Source organism: Pseudomonas sp. GW821-FHT01A09 (genome assembly GCF_058986725.1).
The window spans coordinates 92,276-110,735 of sequence record NZ_JBYSWB010000004.1; the positions used below are offsets into that span (position 1 = coordinate 92,276).

17 protein-coding genes are annotated in these 18,460 nt (G+C 66.0%); 11 read left to right on the forward strand and 6 right to left on the reverse strand.

Annotation, left to right across the window (positions count from 1 at the left end):
- Positions 1-107: 107 nt before the first annotated feature.
- The 6 genes from AC3WJP_RS06575 to cobG all read right to left on the reverse strand — a co-directional run bounded on the left by AC3WJP_RS06575 (position 108) and on the right by cobG (position 6,099).
- Positions 108-761, reverse strand: a complete 654-nt coding sequence (locus AC3WJP_RS06575) for a hypothetical protein (protein WP_493720570.1) — start codon at positions 759-761, stop codon at positions 108-110.
- A gap of 64 nt (positions 762-825) precedes the next feature.
- Positions 826-1,602: a hypothetical protein gene (locus AC3WJP_RS06580; protein ID WP_493720569.1), complete on the reverse strand. Its 777-nt coding sequence runs from the start codon at positions 1,600-1,602 to the stop codon at positions 826-828.
- 118 nt (positions 1,603-1,720) lie between these two features.
- Positions 1,721-3,406, reverse strand: a complete 1,686-nt coding sequence (cobJ, locus tag AC3WJP_RS06585; protein WP_493720568.1) for a precorrin-3B C(17)-methyltransferase — start codon at positions 3,404-3,406, stop codon at positions 1,721-1,723.
- Positions 3,406-4,152, reverse strand: a complete 747-nt coding sequence (locus AC3WJP_RS06590; RefSeq protein ID WP_493720567.1) for a precorrin-2 C(20)-methyltransferase — start codon at positions 4,150-4,152, stop codon at positions 3,406-3,408. Before AC3WJP_RS06590 ends, cobJ begins: the two co-directional genes overlap by 1 nt.
- Positions 4,149-4,775, reverse strand: a complete 627-nt coding sequence (locus AC3WJP_RS06595; protein WP_493720566.1) for a precorrin-8X methylmutase — start codon at positions 4,773-4,775, stop codon at positions 4,149-4,151. The genes AC3WJP_RS06590 and AC3WJP_RS06595 overlap by 4 nt, the downstream gene beginning before the upstream one ends.
- Positions 4,768-6,099 carry a precorrin-3B synthase gene (cobG, locus tag AC3WJP_RS06600; RefSeq protein ID WP_493720565.1) on the reverse strand — a complete coding sequence of 444 codons (1,332 nt, stop codon included), beginning with the start codon at positions 6,097-6,099 and terminating at the stop codon, positions 4,768-4,770. Before cobG ends, AC3WJP_RS06595 begins: the two co-directional genes overlap by 8 nt.
- Positions 6,100-6,215: 116 nt before the next feature.
- Here cobG and cbiE point away from each other — a divergent pair, with 116 nt between their 5' ends.
- The 11 genes from cbiE (at position 6,216) to urtE (ending at position 18,448) form a co-directional block, all read left to right on the forward strand.
- On the forward strand, positions 6,216-7,436 hold the full coding sequence (gene cbiE, locus AC3WJP_RS06605; protein ID WP_493720564.1) for a precorrin-6y C5,15-methyltransferase (decarboxylating) subunit CbiE: 1,221 nt from the start codon (positions 6,216-6,218) through the stop codon (positions 7,434-7,436).
- Positions 7,429-8,526 carry a cobalt-precorrin-5B (C(1))-methyltransferase gene (locus AC3WJP_RS06610; RefSeq protein ID WP_493720627.1) on the forward strand — a complete coding sequence of 366 codons (1,098 nt, stop codon included), beginning with the start codon at positions 7,429-7,431 and terminating at the stop codon, positions 8,524-8,526. The genes cbiE and AC3WJP_RS06610 overlap by 8 nt, the downstream gene beginning before the upstream one ends.
- Positions 8,523-9,248, forward strand: a complete 726-nt coding sequence (locus tag AC3WJP_RS06615) for a cobalt-precorrin-6A reductase (RefSeq protein ID WP_493720563.1) — start codon at positions 8,523-8,525, stop codon at positions 9,246-9,248. The genes AC3WJP_RS06610 and AC3WJP_RS06615 overlap by 4 nt, the downstream gene beginning before the upstream one ends.
- Before the next feature lie 106 nt (positions 9,249-9,354).
- Positions 9,355-9,825, forward strand: a complete 471-nt coding sequence (locus tag AC3WJP_RS06620) for a copper chaperone PCu(A)C (protein WP_493720562.1) — start codon at positions 9,355-9,357, stop codon at positions 9,823-9,825.
- Positions 9,826-9,828: 3 nt separating this feature from the next.
- Positions 9,829-10,266, forward strand: a complete 438-nt coding sequence (locus AC3WJP_RS06625) for a DUF2946 domain-containing protein (RefSeq protein WP_493720561.1) — start codon at positions 9,829-9,831, stop codon at positions 10,264-10,266.
- Between the two features lie 88 nt (positions 10,267-10,354).
- On the forward strand, positions 10,355-12,424 hold the full coding sequence (locus AC3WJP_RS06630) for a TonB-dependent copper receptor (protein WP_493720560.1): 2,070 nt from the start codon (positions 10,355-10,357) through the stop codon (positions 12,422-12,424).
- Positions 12,425-12,682: 258 nt separating this feature from the next.
- Positions 12,683-13,948 carry an urea ABC transporter substrate-binding protein gene (urtA, locus tag AC3WJP_RS06635; RefSeq protein WP_493720559.1) on the forward strand — a complete coding sequence of 422 codons (1,266 nt, stop codon included), beginning with the start codon at positions 12,683-12,685 and terminating at the stop codon, positions 13,946-13,948.
- 142 nt (positions 13,949-14,090) lie between these two features.
- Complete coding sequence (urtB, locus tag AC3WJP_RS06640) at positions 14,091-15,662, forward strand: urea ABC transporter permease subunit UrtB (protein ID WP_493720558.1); 1,572 nt, start codon at positions 14,091-14,093, stop codon at positions 15,660-15,662.
- Complete coding sequence (gene urtC, locus AC3WJP_RS06645; RefSeq protein ID WP_493720557.1) at positions 15,662-16,741, forward strand: urea ABC transporter permease subunit UrtC; 1,080 nt, start codon at positions 15,662-15,664, stop codon at positions 16,739-16,741. The genes urtB and urtC overlap by 1 nt, the downstream gene beginning before the upstream one ends.
- Positions 16,738-17,598: an urea ABC transporter ATP-binding protein UrtD gene (urtD, locus tag AC3WJP_RS06650; RefSeq protein ID WP_493720556.1), complete on the forward strand. Its 861-nt coding sequence runs from the start codon at positions 16,738-16,740 to the stop codon at positions 17,596-17,598. Before urtC ends, urtD begins: the two co-directional genes overlap by 4 nt.
- Positions 17,599-17,749: 151 nt before the next feature.
- Positions 17,750-18,448 carry an urea ABC transporter ATP-binding subunit UrtE gene (gene urtE / locus AC3WJP_RS06655; RefSeq protein ID WP_493720555.1) on the forward strand — a complete coding sequence of 233 codons (699 nt, stop codon included), beginning with the start codon at positions 17,750-17,752 and terminating at the stop codon, positions 18,446-18,448.
- Positions 18,449-18,460: the final 12 nt, after the last annotated feature.

The following is an 18,460-nucleotide window of genomic DNA, read 5'->3' on the forward strand; positions in this document are numbered from 1 at the left end:
CTGAGCAACGGAAACAGCTGGGAATTTCATAAAGAACTCCTTGTAGAAAGACGCGGATCGTCATGATCTCGCGCATTGAAGCCACCCGGGCTCGGGCACCAGCTCGCCTAGACTGTCGCGATGGCGGTCTGGAGCCTGTCCCCCAGGCGGGTTTTCAAACTGTCAGCGACCGGAGCGTAGAGCTCGCATGAAAAGCTGGACGCGACAACACGGGTGTGAAGCATGGCCTTGCGGTGCGACGGCCGGAACGGGTGACTCAGCCATTGGGCTGGGACAGGCTCATGCGCATCGAAGTAGATCGAGTAGATGATCAGGCTGCCATCGGTGTCGAGGAACGCGACCTGTAGATTAAGTGCGGTCCCGAACCAGCCATAGGCGCGCAATGTCTGCACCGCCTTTGAGTCCTCCGGGGCAGCGGCCACCTGGGCCAAGGCCTGACGCAGGGGGACCGCCCATTCACCAGGGCATTTGCGCGCAAGCCCCCAGGCCAGCACCTTGTGAACGACCCAGCCCGAAGGGTTTGGCTTTTCGGCACCGTTTATCCCACAGAGCGTTTGACGCCATCCCAACGAAGCCATGACACGGCTGAATTCGTTTTGCCATTGATGGGGCTTGCCATTCGCGCTGCATAGCTTGTGAGCACTTAACTGGGCGGCCAACAACGCGGGACGCACATCGATCAGGGAAGCGTAGGACTGATCCTGCGCCGTGAGCAGAAGGGTCGACGCGATGGCCTCGACCCGAAATGATTTTTCGGACATTGCAATCCCCAAACGGCTTGGCAAGAGCGCGGACCCGGTGGGTTACCGAGTTGGCGCCGCTTCATTAACCCAGATCGAGCGCGTCGATCAGGTCTGCGGTATTACCCGCCAGCTTCTTCTCGATCTGCGCTTTGGCGCCGTTGTAGACCCGCATGTTGAGCATGCACTCGGCGGCGGCGTAGCGAATGTCGGTCTGCTCCATAGTGCGTTCCCAGAAGCGACCTGGCTGATTCTTCTCGACGTGGGTGCTCTTGTTGGCGGCCTGCATCGAGGTCAGGACCATCACCACATGCTCGTCTGCGGTCTGCAGGCACGGCAGAATGCGGAACTTGGCCGAACCGGCCCTGGTGCTTTCGCTGTCGAAGCGGCTGCTGACACGGACATTGGCACGCAGCGCCGCGAAGGTGTTGGTGATGACCCGCAGGTACGCGTTGGTATGGACACCGCCAAACGAACGCAGAATCGACAGCGTCGCATGCTCTACCGTCTGGCTGCGTTCAGCGCTGCTGTAGGAGGTGAATTCACTGCCCTGGGTGGTCCAGCCGCAGATGCGCAGCACTTCCAGATAACGCTTGAACCACTCGACGGGTTGGGTCTCGTTATCGAACTTGGCGCTGGCGGCGCGCTCCGCCAGCAGCTGCGAGTTGACCACGGCGTATTTGTTGGCGACGGTCAGGCCATCGATGCAACCGTGCATGGCCGAGCCGACGATCAGCCCGCTCTCACCGGTCCCTGTGATCGGTTGCGATACCGCAGCACTACGGCTCATGACCCTTGCCGGGGCAGGCGGTACCACGACATCCAGGTTGGAGAGCAGTTGTACGCGTTCTTGAATATCCATAATGACTCACATCCTTGAGGTTGATCAGGCGCTTGCGTCGCACCTCGCAGCGCGACAACCTCAAGGTATAGGGAGCGGCCTCACCGATGAATCGGTAAGCGTTTCCCCTGCGGGCAACCTATCCCGGCTTGTGCGGATACCAGCGCGGTGTGTAGACCCACTGCCCGCCATCGGCCTTGGCGAAGGTGCAGGTGGTCGACGAGCCGACCAGCACCATGGTCCGCGAGTCGACCTGATCCGCCGTCAGCTCGCCCAGCGTGGTGATGCTCAGCCGCTGCCCCGGCCGGCCGACATCGCGACCCAGGGTCACCGGTGTCTGGGGCGCGCGATGACGACGGACGATCTCCAGCGCCTTGCCCAGTTGCAGCGGGCGCGCCTTGGAAATCGGGTTGTAGAAGGCCAGCGCCAGATCGGCCTGACAGGCCAGCTCCAGACGTGTCTCGATGATCGACCACGGCTTGAGGTTGTCCGACAGCGACAGTACGCAGAAGTCATGCCCCAGTGGCGCACCGGCCAGCGCCGCAGTCGCCAGCGAGGCCGATACGCCGGGCAGCATCTGCAAGTCGACCTGATGCCATTGCGGGCAGTCGGTTTCATGCAGGGCCTCCAGCACCGCTGCGGCCATGGCGAACACACCCGGGTCACCGGACGACACCACCACCACCGAGCGACCTTGCGCGGCCAGTTCGAAGGCATGCCGAGCGCGCTGCATTTCTTCGCGGTTATCGGTGCAGTGCAGCACCTGATCGGCGCGGAAGGGGCCGGCCATGCGCACATACGTCTCGTAGCCGAGGACGTCATTGGCCCGCGCCAGCTCGGCCTTGACCGCTGGCACCATCAACTCGGCGGCGCCGGGCCCCAGGCCGATGACCGCCAGACGCCCGCGTGCCCGGCCGAGGCTGTCGACCTCGATCGGCAGCGCCGCGACACCCACCGCACAGTGCTCGTCGACCTGCACAGGCTCGAGGCCCAGGGCCCGTTCGACCAGCCGCTGCGGCCGCGTCGCAGCGGCAAAACGCAACGGCACGCCCAGCGTCTGCGCGGCGGCATGCAACGCCGCAGCGGCCATCTGCGTGTCAGTGGCCAGCAGGCAGGCCAGGGCCGGCAACGCCAACCCGGCCATCTGCAACGCCTGAGTGACCGTCGCGACGATATCCTCGGCCTCGGCGCTCACCGCCACCAGCACGTTGCGCGGGTAGATCAACAACTCATCCGCAGCCGCTGCACGCGATTGGCTGGCCACGCGGATGGTCAGGCGCGCCTGGTCATCCAGCGGCAGCCGCGCGTCGGCCAGCCAAGGCGCCGCGCCCTCGACCCGGACCGACTCGCCCGCCAGCAGATCGGAGACGAAGCGCTTGCCCTGGCCCAGATCATCCAGCGCATAGCCCTCGGGGGGATTGAGCAGGCAGGTGCCGAAGCGCAATTCGCCGCTGGTGGTGATGGCGGCATTCACCCGCAAGTGCTCGCCCATCTTCCGCGCCATGACGTTGACCCCGGCCAGCCCGCCCAGCAACGGCACCACCGCGCTGGCGTCTTCGGCGACGGCCAGCACCGGCGGCTCGGCGCCCTTTTCCAGCAACACGCTGGCCAGGCTGCGGATGACGATCCCGGCCGCGCACAGGGCGATGATCGGCGTGTCGCTTTGATACAGCGCGCGCAAGGTGGCGCCGAAATCGCTGTAGACGACATCCGCGCCCTCGACCCGGCCTGCCAGCCCATGGATCTGCGCCTGCGGATAAAGCCCTTGCAGACGTCGCGCCGTGGCCAGCGCGCCGTTGCCGAGAATGACGATCGCCGGCCGCATCACCCCTGCCACCGCTCACCGGGCACGATGATCAGCGAGAAATACGGCGACAACATCGGATCGACCTCATCCAGCGCGACGATCTTCTGGTTGGCCATGGTCGCGCGCTCGACATACAGCGCCCGCCCGGCCATACCCAACTCGGCGAGCACCGCGCGCACCTTGGGAAAGTTGCGCCCCAGCTTCATGATCACCGCCGCGTCGGCATCGGCCAGGCGGCGCTTGAGGTCCTCGTGGGGCAGCACCCCGGAGAGCACCGACAGGCTCTGATTGCGATACACCAGCGGCGCACCCAGCACAGAGGCGCCACCGAGCATTGAACAGACTCCAGGGATCACCTCGGCGTCGTAGCGTTCGGCCAGGCGGTCGTGCAAATACATGTAGGAGCCATAGAAGAATGGATCGCCCTCGCAGATCACCGCCACATCGCGACCGGCATCCAGATGCTCGGCCACCTGAACGCTGGCCTCGTCGTAGAAATCGCTGATGACCTGTTCATAGGACAGCGGCGCCGGCAGTGCCTCGGTAGTCACCGGATAGACCAGCGGCAGCAGAGTCTGGGCCGCCTGCAGGTGAGCTTCGATGATGCCGAAGGCGTTGCCCTTTTTGCCCTTGGCGACGAAATAGCCGATCACCGGCGATTCACGCAGCAGGCGCAGGGCCTTGACCGTGATCAGCTCCGGATCGCCCGGGCCGACGCCCAGCCCCAGCAATCGACCGCGCTTGACGACATCCCCCGACATCATTCGACCTCCGTGGCCAGGGCGTTGACCGCGGCAGCCGCCATGGCGCTGCCACCGCGGCGGCCGTTGACCACCACGAACGGCACACCGCGGCTGTCGGCGGCGAGCATCGCCTTGGATTCGGCGGCGCCGACGAAGCCCACCGGGAAGCCCAGAATCAGCGCCGGTTTCGGGGCGCCGGCGTCGATCATTTCCAGCAGGTAAAAGAGTGCGGTCGGCGCGTTGCCGATCACCACCACGCTGCCGGCCAGATGCGGGCGCCACAGCTCCAGCGCCGCCGCCGAGCGGGTATTGCCCAGTTCGCGGGCAAGCTCGGGCACGCTGTCGTCCTTGAGGGTACAGATCACCTCGTTGTTGGCTGGCAGACGCGCCCGGGTGATACCCTCGGCGACCATCCGCGCATCGCACAGGATCGGTGCACCGGCGGCGATGGCGTCGCGCCCGGCCTTGCCGGCACCTGGGGAGAAGCGCAAGTCCGCCACCACCTCGACCATGCCGCAGGCGTGGATGACCCGCACGGCGAGCTTTTCGAGATCGGCGGGAATGCCGCTCAGATCGGCTTCGGCGCGGATGATGGCGAAGGAATTGCGATAGATCTCCTGACCGTCGCGGATGTAATCAATCATGGGTATTGCTCCGTGAGCGGGCATCCAGCAAGGCGCCAGCTTCCTGCACAGTGATATGGGTGGCGTGCAGCGTGCCGAAACCGGGCAGCGTCGCATCGCGCAAATAGAGATCGTAGTAGCCGTTGCCCACGGCCAACAGGGTGGCCGGCGCCACGTGGGCGGCGGCACAGGAGCGGGCACATCCGCTCAGGTGCACGGCGGCAGGATATTGCAAGGTAGCCGCCAGACGCCGGGCATCGGCCTTGGTATCGGCCAGGCCCTTGGCGCAACCACTGGCGCCGGTGCAGGCGATCAACGAGGCCAGCGGTTGCGCCGCATCCACCAGCCAGCCCAGTGCCGCCAGCGCTTGCTGCACCGTCGCGGCATCGGCGTGGGCGATCCCGGGCAGCAGCAGACCTTGCCACGGGGTGATTCGCAGGCTGCCGTCGCCCAGACGCCGGGCCAGCGTCGCGGCGCCGCGAAGTTGCTCGGCGTCGAGCCGGCCAAGGGGCGCGCCGGCCACCACCAGACTGCGTCCGGCCTGACGCTGAGCGTGCACGCCGATCGGCGCGGCGACGCTGGAGGCACGGTGGAACTCCACCGCACGGATGCCGAGGCCGCGATGCCGAGCCGCCAGATCGGCGACAAACCCGGCGGCGCTGATGCCGGCGAGCAGATCACGCAGCCGATGCTGCTCGGGCGTCGCCTGCGCCAGGAACGCCTCCAGCACCGCCAGCACCAAGGCATGCGCGCGGGCCAGCGGCACTGCGCCCGCCGCCGGATCATGGGCTGGGCAACCGGCGAGCCCGAAGGCCATCCAGCACGCACCGTCGATGATCAACGGCGACAGCCACAGATCGTGATGATGCTCGAGCATCGCCAGCGCTTCGCCGCCATCGAGCTGGATCGCGAACTTGGCCGACAGGGCATGCAGGCGCGGCTCCTGCTCGAGGCTTGAGAGGATCTGCGCGGCCAGCGGCCGGACATCCAGACACTGCTGGCGATCGACCCCGGCAGCCGGGCTCAGCAGCAGATTGCGCACGTCATCGCCCGCCGCCTGGCGTGGCCCCAGCTCGGCCGCCAACAGCGCCTCGACCAGCGCCTCGTGCGACCCGACGATGCCGCGAATCTGCAGATTGGCGCGGTTGGTGGCTTCGATCACACCGCCGGCATGCACCTGCGCGGCGTGCGCCACGGCATCGGCCTGATCCGCCGTCAGCACGCCGCCGGGCAGCTTGATACGGCAGATGCCGCCGTCCAGCGCCTGGACGATACGCAGCAACCCCGGACAAGCCGAGGGGCGTACAGCAGGCAGCGGCGGGCGGGCCGGGGATGGCGCGTGCAAAGGAGTACCCAATATCGTCAAAAAGCGCTTCGCGGGTGAAGGCGCGGTATTATGCCTGCTTTGGCCGACAGCATGAAAAGTCTGCCCGTCGGAATTGAACGCTATGAGGAATATTCATGTTGCCCTGGCTGACCGTGGTGGGAATCGGTGAAGACGGCTTCGCCGGCCTGGGCAAGCAGGCACGGCGCGCTTTGCTGGGCGCCACGCGCATCGTCGGCGCACCGCGACAGCTGCAACTGCTGCCCCACTGTCTGCGCGCCGAGCGCCTGGACTGGCCGTCGCCCTTCAGCCTCGAACCGGTACTGGCCCGCAAAGGCGAGCCGGTCTGCGTCCTGGCCAGCGGCGACCCGATGCTGTTCGGCGTCGGCGCCAGCCTTGCACGCCAAGTGCCGGCCGAGCAGATGCTGACACTGCCGGCGCCCTCCTCCTGCGCACTTGCCGCCGCCCGCCTGGGCTGGCCGCTGCAGGATGTGCACGTCCTCTCCATCGTCGCCCGCCCGCTCAGCGCGCTCACCGCGCAACTGGCCAATGGCGTGCGCCTGCTGGTGCTGAGCAACGATGGCAGCAGCCCGCGGGCTATTGCCCAGTTGCTGCGCGACAACCATTTCGGCCCCAGCCGGATGACCGTGCTCGAGCACCTCGGCGGCCACCTGGAAAAACGCTACGGCGGGCTGGCGACGGACTGGGGCGATGACCTGGCGGCCGACCTCAATGTCGTCGCCATCGATTGCCGTGCCGCCGTCACCGCGCCACGACGCTCGCGCCTGGCCGGGCTGCCCGACGATGCCTTCCGCCATGACGGCCAGTTGACCAAGCGCGACATCCGCGCCGTGACCCTCGCGCGCCTGGCCCCGCAGCCAGGCGAGCTGCTCTGGGACGTCGGTGCCGGCTGTGGCTCCATCGGCATCGAATGGATGCGCGCCCATCCCAGCTGCCGCGCTTTGGCGATCGAGGCCGACGACGGCCGGCAGGGTTTTATCGAACACAACCGCGATGCCCTCGGCGTGCCCGGCCTGCAACTGATACGCGGCCGCGCCCCCGACGCGCTGCACGGCCTGGAAGCGCCGGATGCGATCTTCATCGGCGGCGGCGTCACCCGCCCGGGCGTGTTCGAAGCCTGCTGGGCCGCACTCAAGCCCGGCGGGCGCCTGGTGGCCAACGCCGTCACTCTGCAGAGCGAAGCGGCATTGATGCACTGGCGCGGCCAATACGGTGGCGACCTGACCCGCCTGCACATCGCTCAGGCGCAACCGCTGGGCGAGTTCGACACCTGGCGCCAGGCATTGCCTATTACCGTTCTCGACCTGAGCAAGCCGATGATGGCCCATGATGCGTGACGAAACCGCCGAGCAACCGGCACCGCTGCGCAGCGGCCTGACCACCGGCAGCTGCGCCACCGCGACCAGTCTGGCGGCGGCACGCTTGCTGCTGCTGGGCGAGCCATTGGACGCCGTCGATATCGTCCTGCCCAAGGGCAAACAGGTGACCCTGCGTCTGGAATTCTGCCGCTTGCTCGATGCCGGCGCCGAAGCCGGCACGATCAAGGATGCCGGCGACGACCCGGACGTCACCCACGGCGCCCTGCTGTTCAGCCGCGTGCGCCTGCTCGCCGCGCCTGGGGTGGTCTTCGTCGCCGGTGACGGGGTCGGTACCGTGACCCGCCCGGGCCTGGTGCTGGGCGTCGGCGAACCAGCCATCAACCCGGTGCCGCGGCAAATGATGACCCAGCACCTGACTCAACTGGCCGCCGAATGCGGCTACCGCGGCGGCTTCGAGATCACCATCCACGTCCAGGACGGCGCCGCCCTCGCCCTGAAAACCATGAACCCGCGCCTGGGCATTCTCGGCGGCCTGTCGATCCTCGGCACCAGCGGCATCGTCCGACCGTTTTCCTGCGCGGCCTACATCGCTTCGATCCATCAGGGCATCGATGTCGCCAGCACCAACGGCTACGTGCATATCGCCGCCTGCACCGGCAACGCCAGCGAGGACACCATGCGCCGGGTCTACCAGTTGCCCGACATCGCCCTGATCGAGATGGGCGACTTCGTCGGTGCCGTGCTCAAGCACCTGCGCAAGGTGCCGGTGGCCAGGCTGAGCCTGTGCGGCGGCTTCGGCAAGATCAGCAAGCTCGCCGCCGGGCACATGGACCTGCACAGCCGCCATTCGAGCATCGACCTGCCGCAACTGGCGCAGTGGGCCGCCGCGATCGGCGCCGACGAGGCGCTGCAACGGGCCATTCGCGACGCCAACACCAGCCAGCAGGCCCTGGCGATGGCCAGCGCCGCGGGCATCGCCCTGGGTGATGAAGTGTGCCGTCATGCCCGTGCTTTCGCCTGCAGCGTGGTGCCCGCCAGCGTGCAGGTCGAGGTCTTCGCCATCGATCGTCAGGGTGGCATCGTCGGCACTGCGGGGGTCGCGGCATGACGCGCATCCTGCTGCTCGGCGGCGTCACCGAAGCCCTCGCCATTGCCCGCACCCTCGGTCCCCTGCATGTCTACAGCCTGGCCGGCATCGGCCGCGTACCCAGCGATCTGACCTGCCAGGTGCGCGTCGGCGGCTACGGTGGCGCGCAAGGGTTGGCGGCCTATATCCGCAGCGAAGGCATCACCCTGCTGATCGATGCCACCCACCCGTACGCGGCGCAGATGAGCAGCAACGCGGCCCTCGCGGCGAGCATGACGGGCATCGAGTGCTGGGCACTGCGGCGCCCCGGCTGGCAACCACAGGCGGGCGATGACTGGCGGCCCTTCGCCGATTGGCGCGAATTGGTCGCAGCGCTGCGGCCGTTCAAGCGACCGTTCTTCACCCTCGGTCGCGAGCCTTTGCAGTACCTGCACGAGATTCCCGAGGCGCAATTCTGGACCCTGCGCACGCTGGACGATCATCCGGGCAACAGCCGCTGCCACATCATCGGCGCCCGCGGGCCGTTTCGTCTGGATGAAGAACGCGCGCTGTTCGCGGCCAATGACTTCGATGTGCTGATCAGCAAGAACAGCGGCAGCAGCGCCACCGAGCCTAAATTGCAGGTCGCCCGGGAGCGTCATATTCCCGTGCTGGTGCTCGCTCGGCCGCCGCTGCCAGCGGTGGGTCGGGAGTTTGCCAGCGTCGCTGAGTTGATCGCGGCGCTGAGCGGGCCCAGCGGTTGATATCGACAACGACAAGTCTCGCCACACAGCCAGACGCATCGGTGTTTTTACTTCCCCCGCGCCATCTGGCTAAATGGCGCCCATTCCCCGAACAAGGACGCTTGCAATGACCTCCACTTGGCGCCTGATGGCCCGGCTCATCGGCCTGGCCCTACTGTTCACCTATGGTTTGGCCAGCGCCAAGGATTATCAGGTCGGCGACATCACCGTGCAGGCCCCCTGGTCCCAGGCACTGCCGCCCAGCTCGCCCACCGTGGCGGCGTACTTCGTCATCAGCAATCACGGCACCTTCCCAGATCGTCTGGTCAGCGTCGATACGCCGATCGCCGGTTCCGCCGAGCTGCATCAGCACTTGCATCAGGACGGCATGATGAAGATGCAGCAGCTCGATTCACTGCAGATCAACCCCGAAGAAGACGCGGTGTTCGCGCCCATGAGCTATCACGTCATGCTGCTGGATCTGCATGATGATGCCCCCCGCGCCGAGGGCGAGCATTTCCCCTTGACCCTGCACTTCGAAAAGGCCGGCGACGTGACCGTCGACGTCGAGGTCAGCCGCACGGCGCCCAAGCCCTAAATCATGAGTCGCCGCCCGGCGCAGTGCGCCCCGCCCCGGCGCCGGGGTCACGCCCTGTGGATCAGCCTGTTCGCGATGCTGATGGTGTTCGCCGGGCCGCTGATCAGCCAGTCGATGCCCATGGGCAACGATCACCGCATGGGCATGGACATGGACATGCCGATGCCGATGCACCATGGCGGCATGCACGCCGGTGCCCACGCTGTCGCCCAGCTGCCGCAGGCTCGGCCCAGCGCAGACCTGCACCCGATCTGGGAAAAATGCGGCTACTGCAACCTCATGCTGCACTGCCCCGCGCTGCCCCAGACCCTCACCCTGCTGAGCGCCCCCTCCAGCCCCGAGCCCCGCGCGCAGCACTATTTCACCCGCGCAGGCCATGCCCGCCAGGCCATCTTCCCCGGCGCCCTGACCCGCGCCCCACCGCCGCCACTGCTTGCCTGACAGTCCTCGTTCGCGCGTTCGACGCAGTGCCTCAAGGCCCTGCGCGTAACGGCGCGCGCCTTTGTGCCCTTCATGCAGTGGAACACCCATGTCCAGATTCAACGCTGTATCCCCTCTCGCCCCTCGCCACACCCTGGTCGCCCTTTGCGGCTTGCTGTGCAGCCCCCTCGCGACGGCGATCGAGCAGGCCCACGACCACCAGCCCGCTTCCCTGGCCCCGACCGTCATTACTGCCATCGCGCCCAGCTCGCCGCTGACCGTGGTGACCGATCCCAAGGACCCGCGCCAGCCAGTCCCGGCCAGCGACGGCGGCGACTACCTGAAGACCATCCCCGGCTTCAGCCTGATCCGCTCCGGCGGTACCAACGGCGACCCAGTGCTGCGTGGCATGTTCGGTTCGCGCTTGAACATCCTCACCAACGGCGGCGTGATGCTCGGCGCCTGCCCCTCGCGCATGGACGCCCCCACTTCCTACATCGCGCCGCAGACCTACGACCGCCTGACCGTGATCAAAGGCCCGCAAAGCGTACTCTGGGGCCCGGGCGGTTCGGCGGGAACGGTGCTGTTCGAGCGCGATCCGGAGCACTTCGAGCACCTTGGCACACGCCTGGACGCCAGCACCCTGATCGGCTCCAACGGCCGCGTCGACAAGCTCGTCGACGCCGCTGCCGGCGGTCCGCAAGGTTATGCCCGGGTCATCGGCAATCAATCCCGCGCCGGCGACTATGAAGATGGCCACGGCGACCGCGTGGCCTCCAAATGGGACAAATGGAACGGCGACGTCGCCCTCGGCTGGACACCCGGCGCCGACACCCTGCTGGAGTTGACCGCCGGCCAGGGCGATGGCGAGGCGCGTTATGCCGGCCGCGGCATGGACGGCGCCCAGTTCAAGCGCCAGAGCCTGGGCCTGCGTTTCGAACAGAGCGATCTGGGCGGCAGCCTCGACAAGCTCGAAGCGCAGGTCTACTACAACTACGCCGACCATGTGATGGACAACTACAGCCTGCGGACACCCTCGGGCACCGGCATGATGGCCGGGGCCATGGCCAGCAATGTCGAGCGCCGCACCTTGGGCAGCCGCGTCAAGGCCACCTGGCAGTGGACCGATAGCCAATTGATCGCCGGCCTGGATGCGCAGACCAACAGCCATCGCCGCCGCTCGGCCATGGGCGAGGATGCCTACCAGGCCCTGCCCCGGGACAAGGACGCCCAATTCGATCAGTACGGCGCGTTCGCCGAACTGACCTGGCACGCCAGCGCCGATGACCGCCTGATCAGCGGCGCCCGCCTGGACCGCGCCAGCGCCAAGGACTACCGCGCGCTCACCGGCTCCGGGATGGCGGCGAGTGCCAATCCCACCGCCGGTGACACCCGCGCCAGCACCCTGCCCAGCGGCTTCGTGCGCTACGAGCACGAGTTGGTCGGGCTGCCCGCCACCGCCTACGTCGGCCTGGGCCATGCCGAACGCTTCCCAGACTATTGGGAGCTGTTTTCGTCCAGCCTGACCCCGACTGGCACCCTCAACGCCTTCGATTCGGTCAAGCCGGAAAAAACCACGCAGCTGGATGTCGGCATCCAGTACCAGACCGACACCCTCGACGCTTGGGCATCGGGCTATGTCGGCCGGGTGGATGACTACATTCTGTTCAACTACCGGGGCACGGCCTCGTCGACCCGCAACGTCGATGCCACTATGCTGGGCGGAGAAATGGGCGCAGCCTATCGCTTGACCGAGCGCTGGAAGGTCGACGGCACCCTGGCCTACGCCTGGGGCGAGAACCGCAGCGATCATCGCCCATTGGCGCAGATGCCACCGCTGGAGGCGCGCCTGGGCCTGACCTACAGCCGGGCTGACTGGAGCGCAGGGGCGCTGTGGCGGCTGGTGTCGGCGCAAGGGCGCATCGACCGCAACGCCGGCAACGTGGTGGGGCAGGATTTCGCGTCCAGCCCCGGTTTCGCCGTGTTTTCGCTCAATGGCGCGTATCGGCTCAACCGCCATCTCAAGCTCAGCGCCGGCATCGACAACCTGCTCGGCAAGACCTACGCCGAGCACCTCAACCGTGCTGGCAACAGTGACTTTGGCTACCCTTCCAGCGATCCCCGCGCGGTCAACGAACCCGGTCGCACGCTGTGGACCAAGGTGGACATGAGCTTCTGAGATCTTCTGACCTGTAACCCAGCCGGCGACAACTCCTGACCGATCGATCAGAAATAACGCACCTTATTGGTTCGCACGGCCGCACCACGGGTTAAAACAGGCACCATCAGCGTGCAACGCACTGATGGTGCCGCCCCTGAAAACCAGACGCCAGAGCCCTCCCACCGGTTAGGCACAGCCTTTGCTAGCACTCTGCACAGGTTTCACCGAATCGCCATCTGCCCCACTAAAAAAACGCACGTACATGGAGATTGCACAATGAAGCGTCGCAGCTTGATCAAGGCTTTTACGTTGACGGCATCCATCGCCGCCATGGGGTTGACCTGGACTGCCCAGGCCGCCGAGACCATCAAGGTCGGCATTCTGCATTCGCTGTCGGGCACCATGGCTATTTCCGAGACGTCCCTCAAGGACATGGCGCTGATGACCATCGCCGAGATCAACGCCAAAGGCGGCGTGAACGGCAAGATGCTGGAACCTGTGATCGTCGACCCCGCCTCCAACTGGCCGCTGTTCGCTGAAAAAGCCCGCCAGCTGCTGACCCAGGACAAGGTCGCCGTGGTGTTCGGCTGCTGGACGTCGGTATCGCGCAAGTCGGTGCTGCCGGTGTTCGAAGAACTCAACGGTCTGCTGTTCTACCCTGTGCAGTACGAAGGCGAAGAGATGTCGCCGAACGTGTTCTACACCGGCGCCGCGCCTAACCAGCAGGCGATTCCCGCCGTGGAATACCTGATGAGCGAAGACGGTGGCGCGGCCAAGCGCTTCTTCCTGCTGGGCACCGACTACGTCTACCCCCGCACCACCAACAAGATTCTGCGCTCCTTCCTGCACTCCAAAGGCGTGAAGGACAGCGACATCGAAGAGGTCTACACCCCCTTTGGCCACAGCGACTATCAAACCATCGTGGCCAACATCAAGAAGTTCTCCGCGGGCGGCAAGACCGCTGTGATCTCCACCGTCAACGGCGACTCCAACGTGCCGTTCTACAAGGAACTGGCCAACCAGGGCCTGAAAGCCACCGACGTACCGGTCGTGGCCTTCTCGGTGGGCGAAGAAGAACTGCGCGGCATCGACACCAAGCCACTGGTGGGCAACCTGGCGGCCTGGAACTACTTCCAGTCGGTCGAGAACCCGGTCAACAAGAAGTTCGTCGCCGACTGGAAAGCCTACGCCAAGGCGCACAACCTGCCGGGCGCCGACAAGGCGGTCACCAACGACCCGATGGAAGCCACCTACGTGGGCATCCACATGTGGGCCCAGGCCGCCGAGAAGGCCAAGTCGTTCGACGTCGACAAGGTCCGTGACGCCATGGCCGGGCAGACGTTCGCCGCGCCGTCGGGCTACACCCTGACCATGGACAAGACCAATCATCACCTGCACAAGCCGGTGATGATCGGCGAGATCCAGGATGACGGTCAGTTCAACGTGGTCTGGCAGACCAAGGACCCGATCCGCGCCCAGCCGTGGAGCCCGTACATCCCTGGCAACGACAAGAAGCCGGACCATCCGGTGAAGAGCAACTAAGCCTCACCTGTTCGGACCCGTGTAGCGAGGGGGCTTGCCCCCGACAATAGTGCCAGCGCCCCCTGAGTGACTGACACACCGGATCGGGGGCAAGCCCCCTCGCTACAGGCCGGAACCGCGCATCGCTGCACAGGACACCGATATGCCCACCACCCTCCTTCGTCTCATCGTCGCCCTGGCCCTGTTGTCGCCGTTTGCCGCGTACGCCAACGACGCCAGTGACTTCGTTGCCGCCGACTCGTCAGACCAGGCCAGGCTACTGGAAACCTGGGCCGCGCAGCCGGTCCCCGAGCGCACCGAATTGCTCCTGGCCTTGCAGGCAGGCAGCGTGGCCGCCGATGCCGACAAGCACCCTTTCGTTGCCAGTAACGACACCTATTCGCCCCTCGACGGCAGCGCCGCCGCCGTCGAGCCCGTGCGCAAACTGCGCCTGAACAACCGCCTGCGCGGCCTGGTGGAAAACGCCGTGGCCGCGCACCAGCTGTTCGCCACCGACGCCAACCTGCGCCTGGCCGCCGCCCAGCAGTTGCAGAAGAGCGCCCAACCCGCGCAGCTACCCATCCTCGACCACCAGTTCGCCGGTGAAAAAGACAGCAAGGTCAAGACCGCCCTGGGCCTGGCCCTGGCCAACCTGCAACTGGTCGACCCCAACCCCGCGGTACGCCTCGCGGCAGTACGCTTGCTGGGGGATACCGGCGACCCACTGGCCAGGACCCGCCTCGAAGACATCCTCGCCCCCGGCGTCGAGGCCGATGCCGGCGTGCGCACCGCCGCCGAGACCAGCCTGACCCAGGTCAAACGCCAACTGATGATCGGCGACCTGCTCGGTCAGGCATTCAGTGGCATCTCGCTGGGCTCGATCCTGCTGCTGGCCGCCCTGGGCCTGGCGATCACCTTCGGCCTGCTGGGCGTGATCAACATGGCCCACGGCGAGATGCTGATGCTTGGCGCCTACTCCACCTATGTGGTGCAGATCCTGTTCCAGCGCTTTGCCCCGGGCGCCATCGAGTTCTATCCGTTGATCGCCCTGCCGGTGGCGTTCTTCGTCACCGCGGCCATCGGCATGGCGCTGGAGCGCACGGTGATCCGCCACCTCTACGGGCGACCGCTGGAAACCCTGCTCGCCACCTGGGGCATCAGCCTGATGCTGATCCAGGCCGTGCGCCTGGCATTCGGCGCGCAGAACGTCGAAGTCGCCAACCCAGAGTGGCTGTCCGGCGGTGTTCAGGTGTTGCCCAATCTGGTGCTGCCGTACAACCGTATCGTCATCATCGTCTTCGCCCTGGCGGTGGTGGTGCTGACCTGGCTGCTGCTGAACAAGACCCGCCTGGGCCTCAACGTGCGCGCCGTCACCCAGAACCGCAACATGGCCGCCTGCTGCGGCGTGCCCACCGGCCGCGTCGACATGCTCGCCTTCGGCCTCGGCTCGGGCATCGCGGGGCTAGGCGGCGTGGCCTTGAGCCAGATCGGCAACGTCGGCCCGGACCTGGGCCAGAGCTACATCATCGACTCCTTCCTGGTGGTGGTACTGGGCGGCGTCGGGCAACTGGCCGGTAGCGTCTCGGCGGCCTTCGGGCTGGGCATCGCCAACAAGATCCTCGAACCGCAGATCGGCGCCGTGCTGGGCAAGATTCTCATCCTGGCGCTGATCATTCTGTTTATCCAGAAGCGTCCGCAAGGCCTCTTCGCGCTCAAAGGACGGGTGATCGACTGATGAACCAGCCACTGATGCTCACCGCCGCGCAAAAAGCCGGCCCCAAGGTCACCCTCGCCATCGGCGCGGTGATCCTCCTGGTGTTGCTGGCCTTGCCGCTGTTGTCGCTATTGCCGGCCAGCAACGGCCTGCAGGTGTCGGCATACACCCTGACCCTGATCGGCAAGATTCTCTGTTACGCCATCGTCGCCCTGGCCCTGGATCTGGTGTGGGGCTACGCCGGCCTGCTGTCCCTGGGCCACGGGCTGTTCTTCGCCCTCGGCGGCTACGCCATGGGCATGTACCTGATGCGCGAAGCCGCCGGCGACGGCCTGCCGGCGTTCATGACGTTTTTGTCGTGGAGCGAACTGCCGTGGTACTGGGTCGGCACCGAGCACTTCCTCTGGGCCATGTGCCTGGTGGTGCTGGCGCCGGGGGTGCTGGCGCTGGTGTTCGGCTTTTTCGCCTTCCGCTCGCGGATCAAGGGCGTGTACTTCTCGATCATGACCCAGGCCCTGACCTTTGCCGGCATGCTCCTGTTTTTCCGCAACGAGACGGGCTTTGGCGGCAACAACGGCTTCACCAACTTCCACACCATCCTCGGTTTCGATATCACCTCACAAGGCACTCGTGCGGTGCTGTTTTTGCTCACCGTGGCGCTGCTGGTGGTGAGCCTGTGGCTGGGCTTTCGCCTGGCGCGCAGCAAGTTCGGCCGGGTGTTGACCGCACTGCGCGATGCCGAGAACCGCCTGATGTTCTGCGGCTACGACCCGCGCGGCTTCAAACTGTTCGTGTGGGTGCTGAGCGCGGTGTTGTGTGGCCTGGCCGGGGCGCTGTATGTACCCCAGGTGGGCATCATCAACCCCAGCGAAATGTCGCCGACCAACTCCATCGAGGCCGCCGTGTGGGTGGCGCTGGGCGGGCGCGGCACGCTGATCGGGCCGTTGCTGGGCGCAGGCGTGGTCAACGGCATGAAGAGCTGGTTCACCGTGGCGTTTCCCGAGTACTGGCTGTTCTTTCTGGGCGCGCTGTTCATCATCGTCACCCTGTACCTGCCCAAAGGCGTTATCGGCCTGCTGAAGAAAAGGAGCGAGCAATGAGAACGCCTCCGACCACGCAATTCATGCTCGAGCCGGCCTACGACCCGAACACCGACGAGGGCACCAGCCGTGATTCCCTGGGCCTGGGTGCCAGCGCCGGCAAGGGCCTGGACACCCGCCACGGGACCATCCTCACCCTTGAGGACATCAGCGTCAGCTTCGATGGCTTCAAGGCGCTGAACAACCTCAACCTGTACATCGGCGTCGGCGAGTTGCGCTGCATCATCGGCCCCAACGGCGCCGGCAAGACCACCTTGATGGACGTGATCACCGGCAAGACCCGGCCCTCCCATGGCAAGGCCTGGTTCGGTGAAACCATGGACCTGACCAGCATGAGCGAAGTGCAGATCGCCCAGGCCGGCATCGGGCGCAAGTTCCAGAAGCCGACGGTGTTCGAAGCGCTCACCGTGTTCGAGAACCTCGAACTGGCGCAGAAGACCAACAAATCGGTGTGGGCCAGCCTGCGCGCGCGGCTGACTGGCGAGCAGCGTGATCGCATCGATCAGGTCCTGCAGACCATCCGCCTCAGCGCGTCGGTGGAGCGCCCGGCGGGCTTGCTGTCCCATGGCCAGAAGCAGTTCCTGGAGATCGGCATGCTGCTGGTCCAGGACCCGCAATTGTTGCTGCTCGACGAACCGGTGGCGGGCATGACCGATGCCGAAACCGAATTCACCGCCGAACTGTTCAAGACGCTTGCCGGGCATCACTCGTTGATGGTGGTGGAGCACGACATGGGCTTCGTCGGCTCGATCGCCGACCACGTCACCGTGCTGCATCAGGGCAGCGTGCTGGCCGAGGGTTCGCTGGAACAAGTGCAAGCGGACGAGCGTGTCATCGAGGTTTATCTGGGGCGGTGATCCCCATGCTATGGGGCATGGCAAAGGGCCCCTTCGCGGGCAAGCCTCGCTCCCACAGGTCTACGTCTCAGGTGCGGCGAACCCTGTGGGAGCGAAGCTTGCTCGCGAAGAGGCCGGACCAGCCGGACAAAAATTCAGGAGAGTCACCACCATGCTGCAAGTCGACACCCTGCACCAATACTACGGCGGTAGCCACATCCTGCGCGGCCTCAGCTTCGAGGTGAAGGTCGGCGAGGTCACCTGCCTGCTGGGCCGCAACGGCGTGGGCAAGACCACCCTGCTCAAGTGCCTGATGGGCCTGATTCCGGCCAAGGAAGGCAGCGTCAACTGGGAAGGCAAGGCCATCACCGCCTTCAAACCGCACCAACGGGTGCACGCCGGCATCGCCTACGTGCCCCAAGGCCGAGAGATCTTCGGCCGCCTGACCGTCGAGGAAAACCTGCTCATGGGCCTGTCACGCTTCCCCGGCAGCGAAGCCAAGGAAGTGCCGGCCTTCATCTACGAACTCTTCCCCGTGCTGCTGCAGATGAAGCACCGCCGCGGTGGCGACCTGTCCGGCGGCCAGCAACAGCAGTTGGCGATCGGCCGCGCCCTGGCCAGCCGCCCGCGCCTGTTGATCCTCGACGAACCCACCGAAGGCATCCAGCCCTCGGTGATCAAGGAAATCGGCGCGGTGATCAAGAAGCTTGCGGCCAAGGGTGACATGGCTATTCTGCTGGTCGAGCAGTTCTACGACTTCGCCGCCGAACTGGCCGATCAGTACCTGGTGATGTCCCGTGGCGAAATCGTCCAGCAGGGCCGTGGTGAAAACATGGAAACCGAAGGTGTACGCGGCCTGGTAACCATTTAACCTGCGGGACCT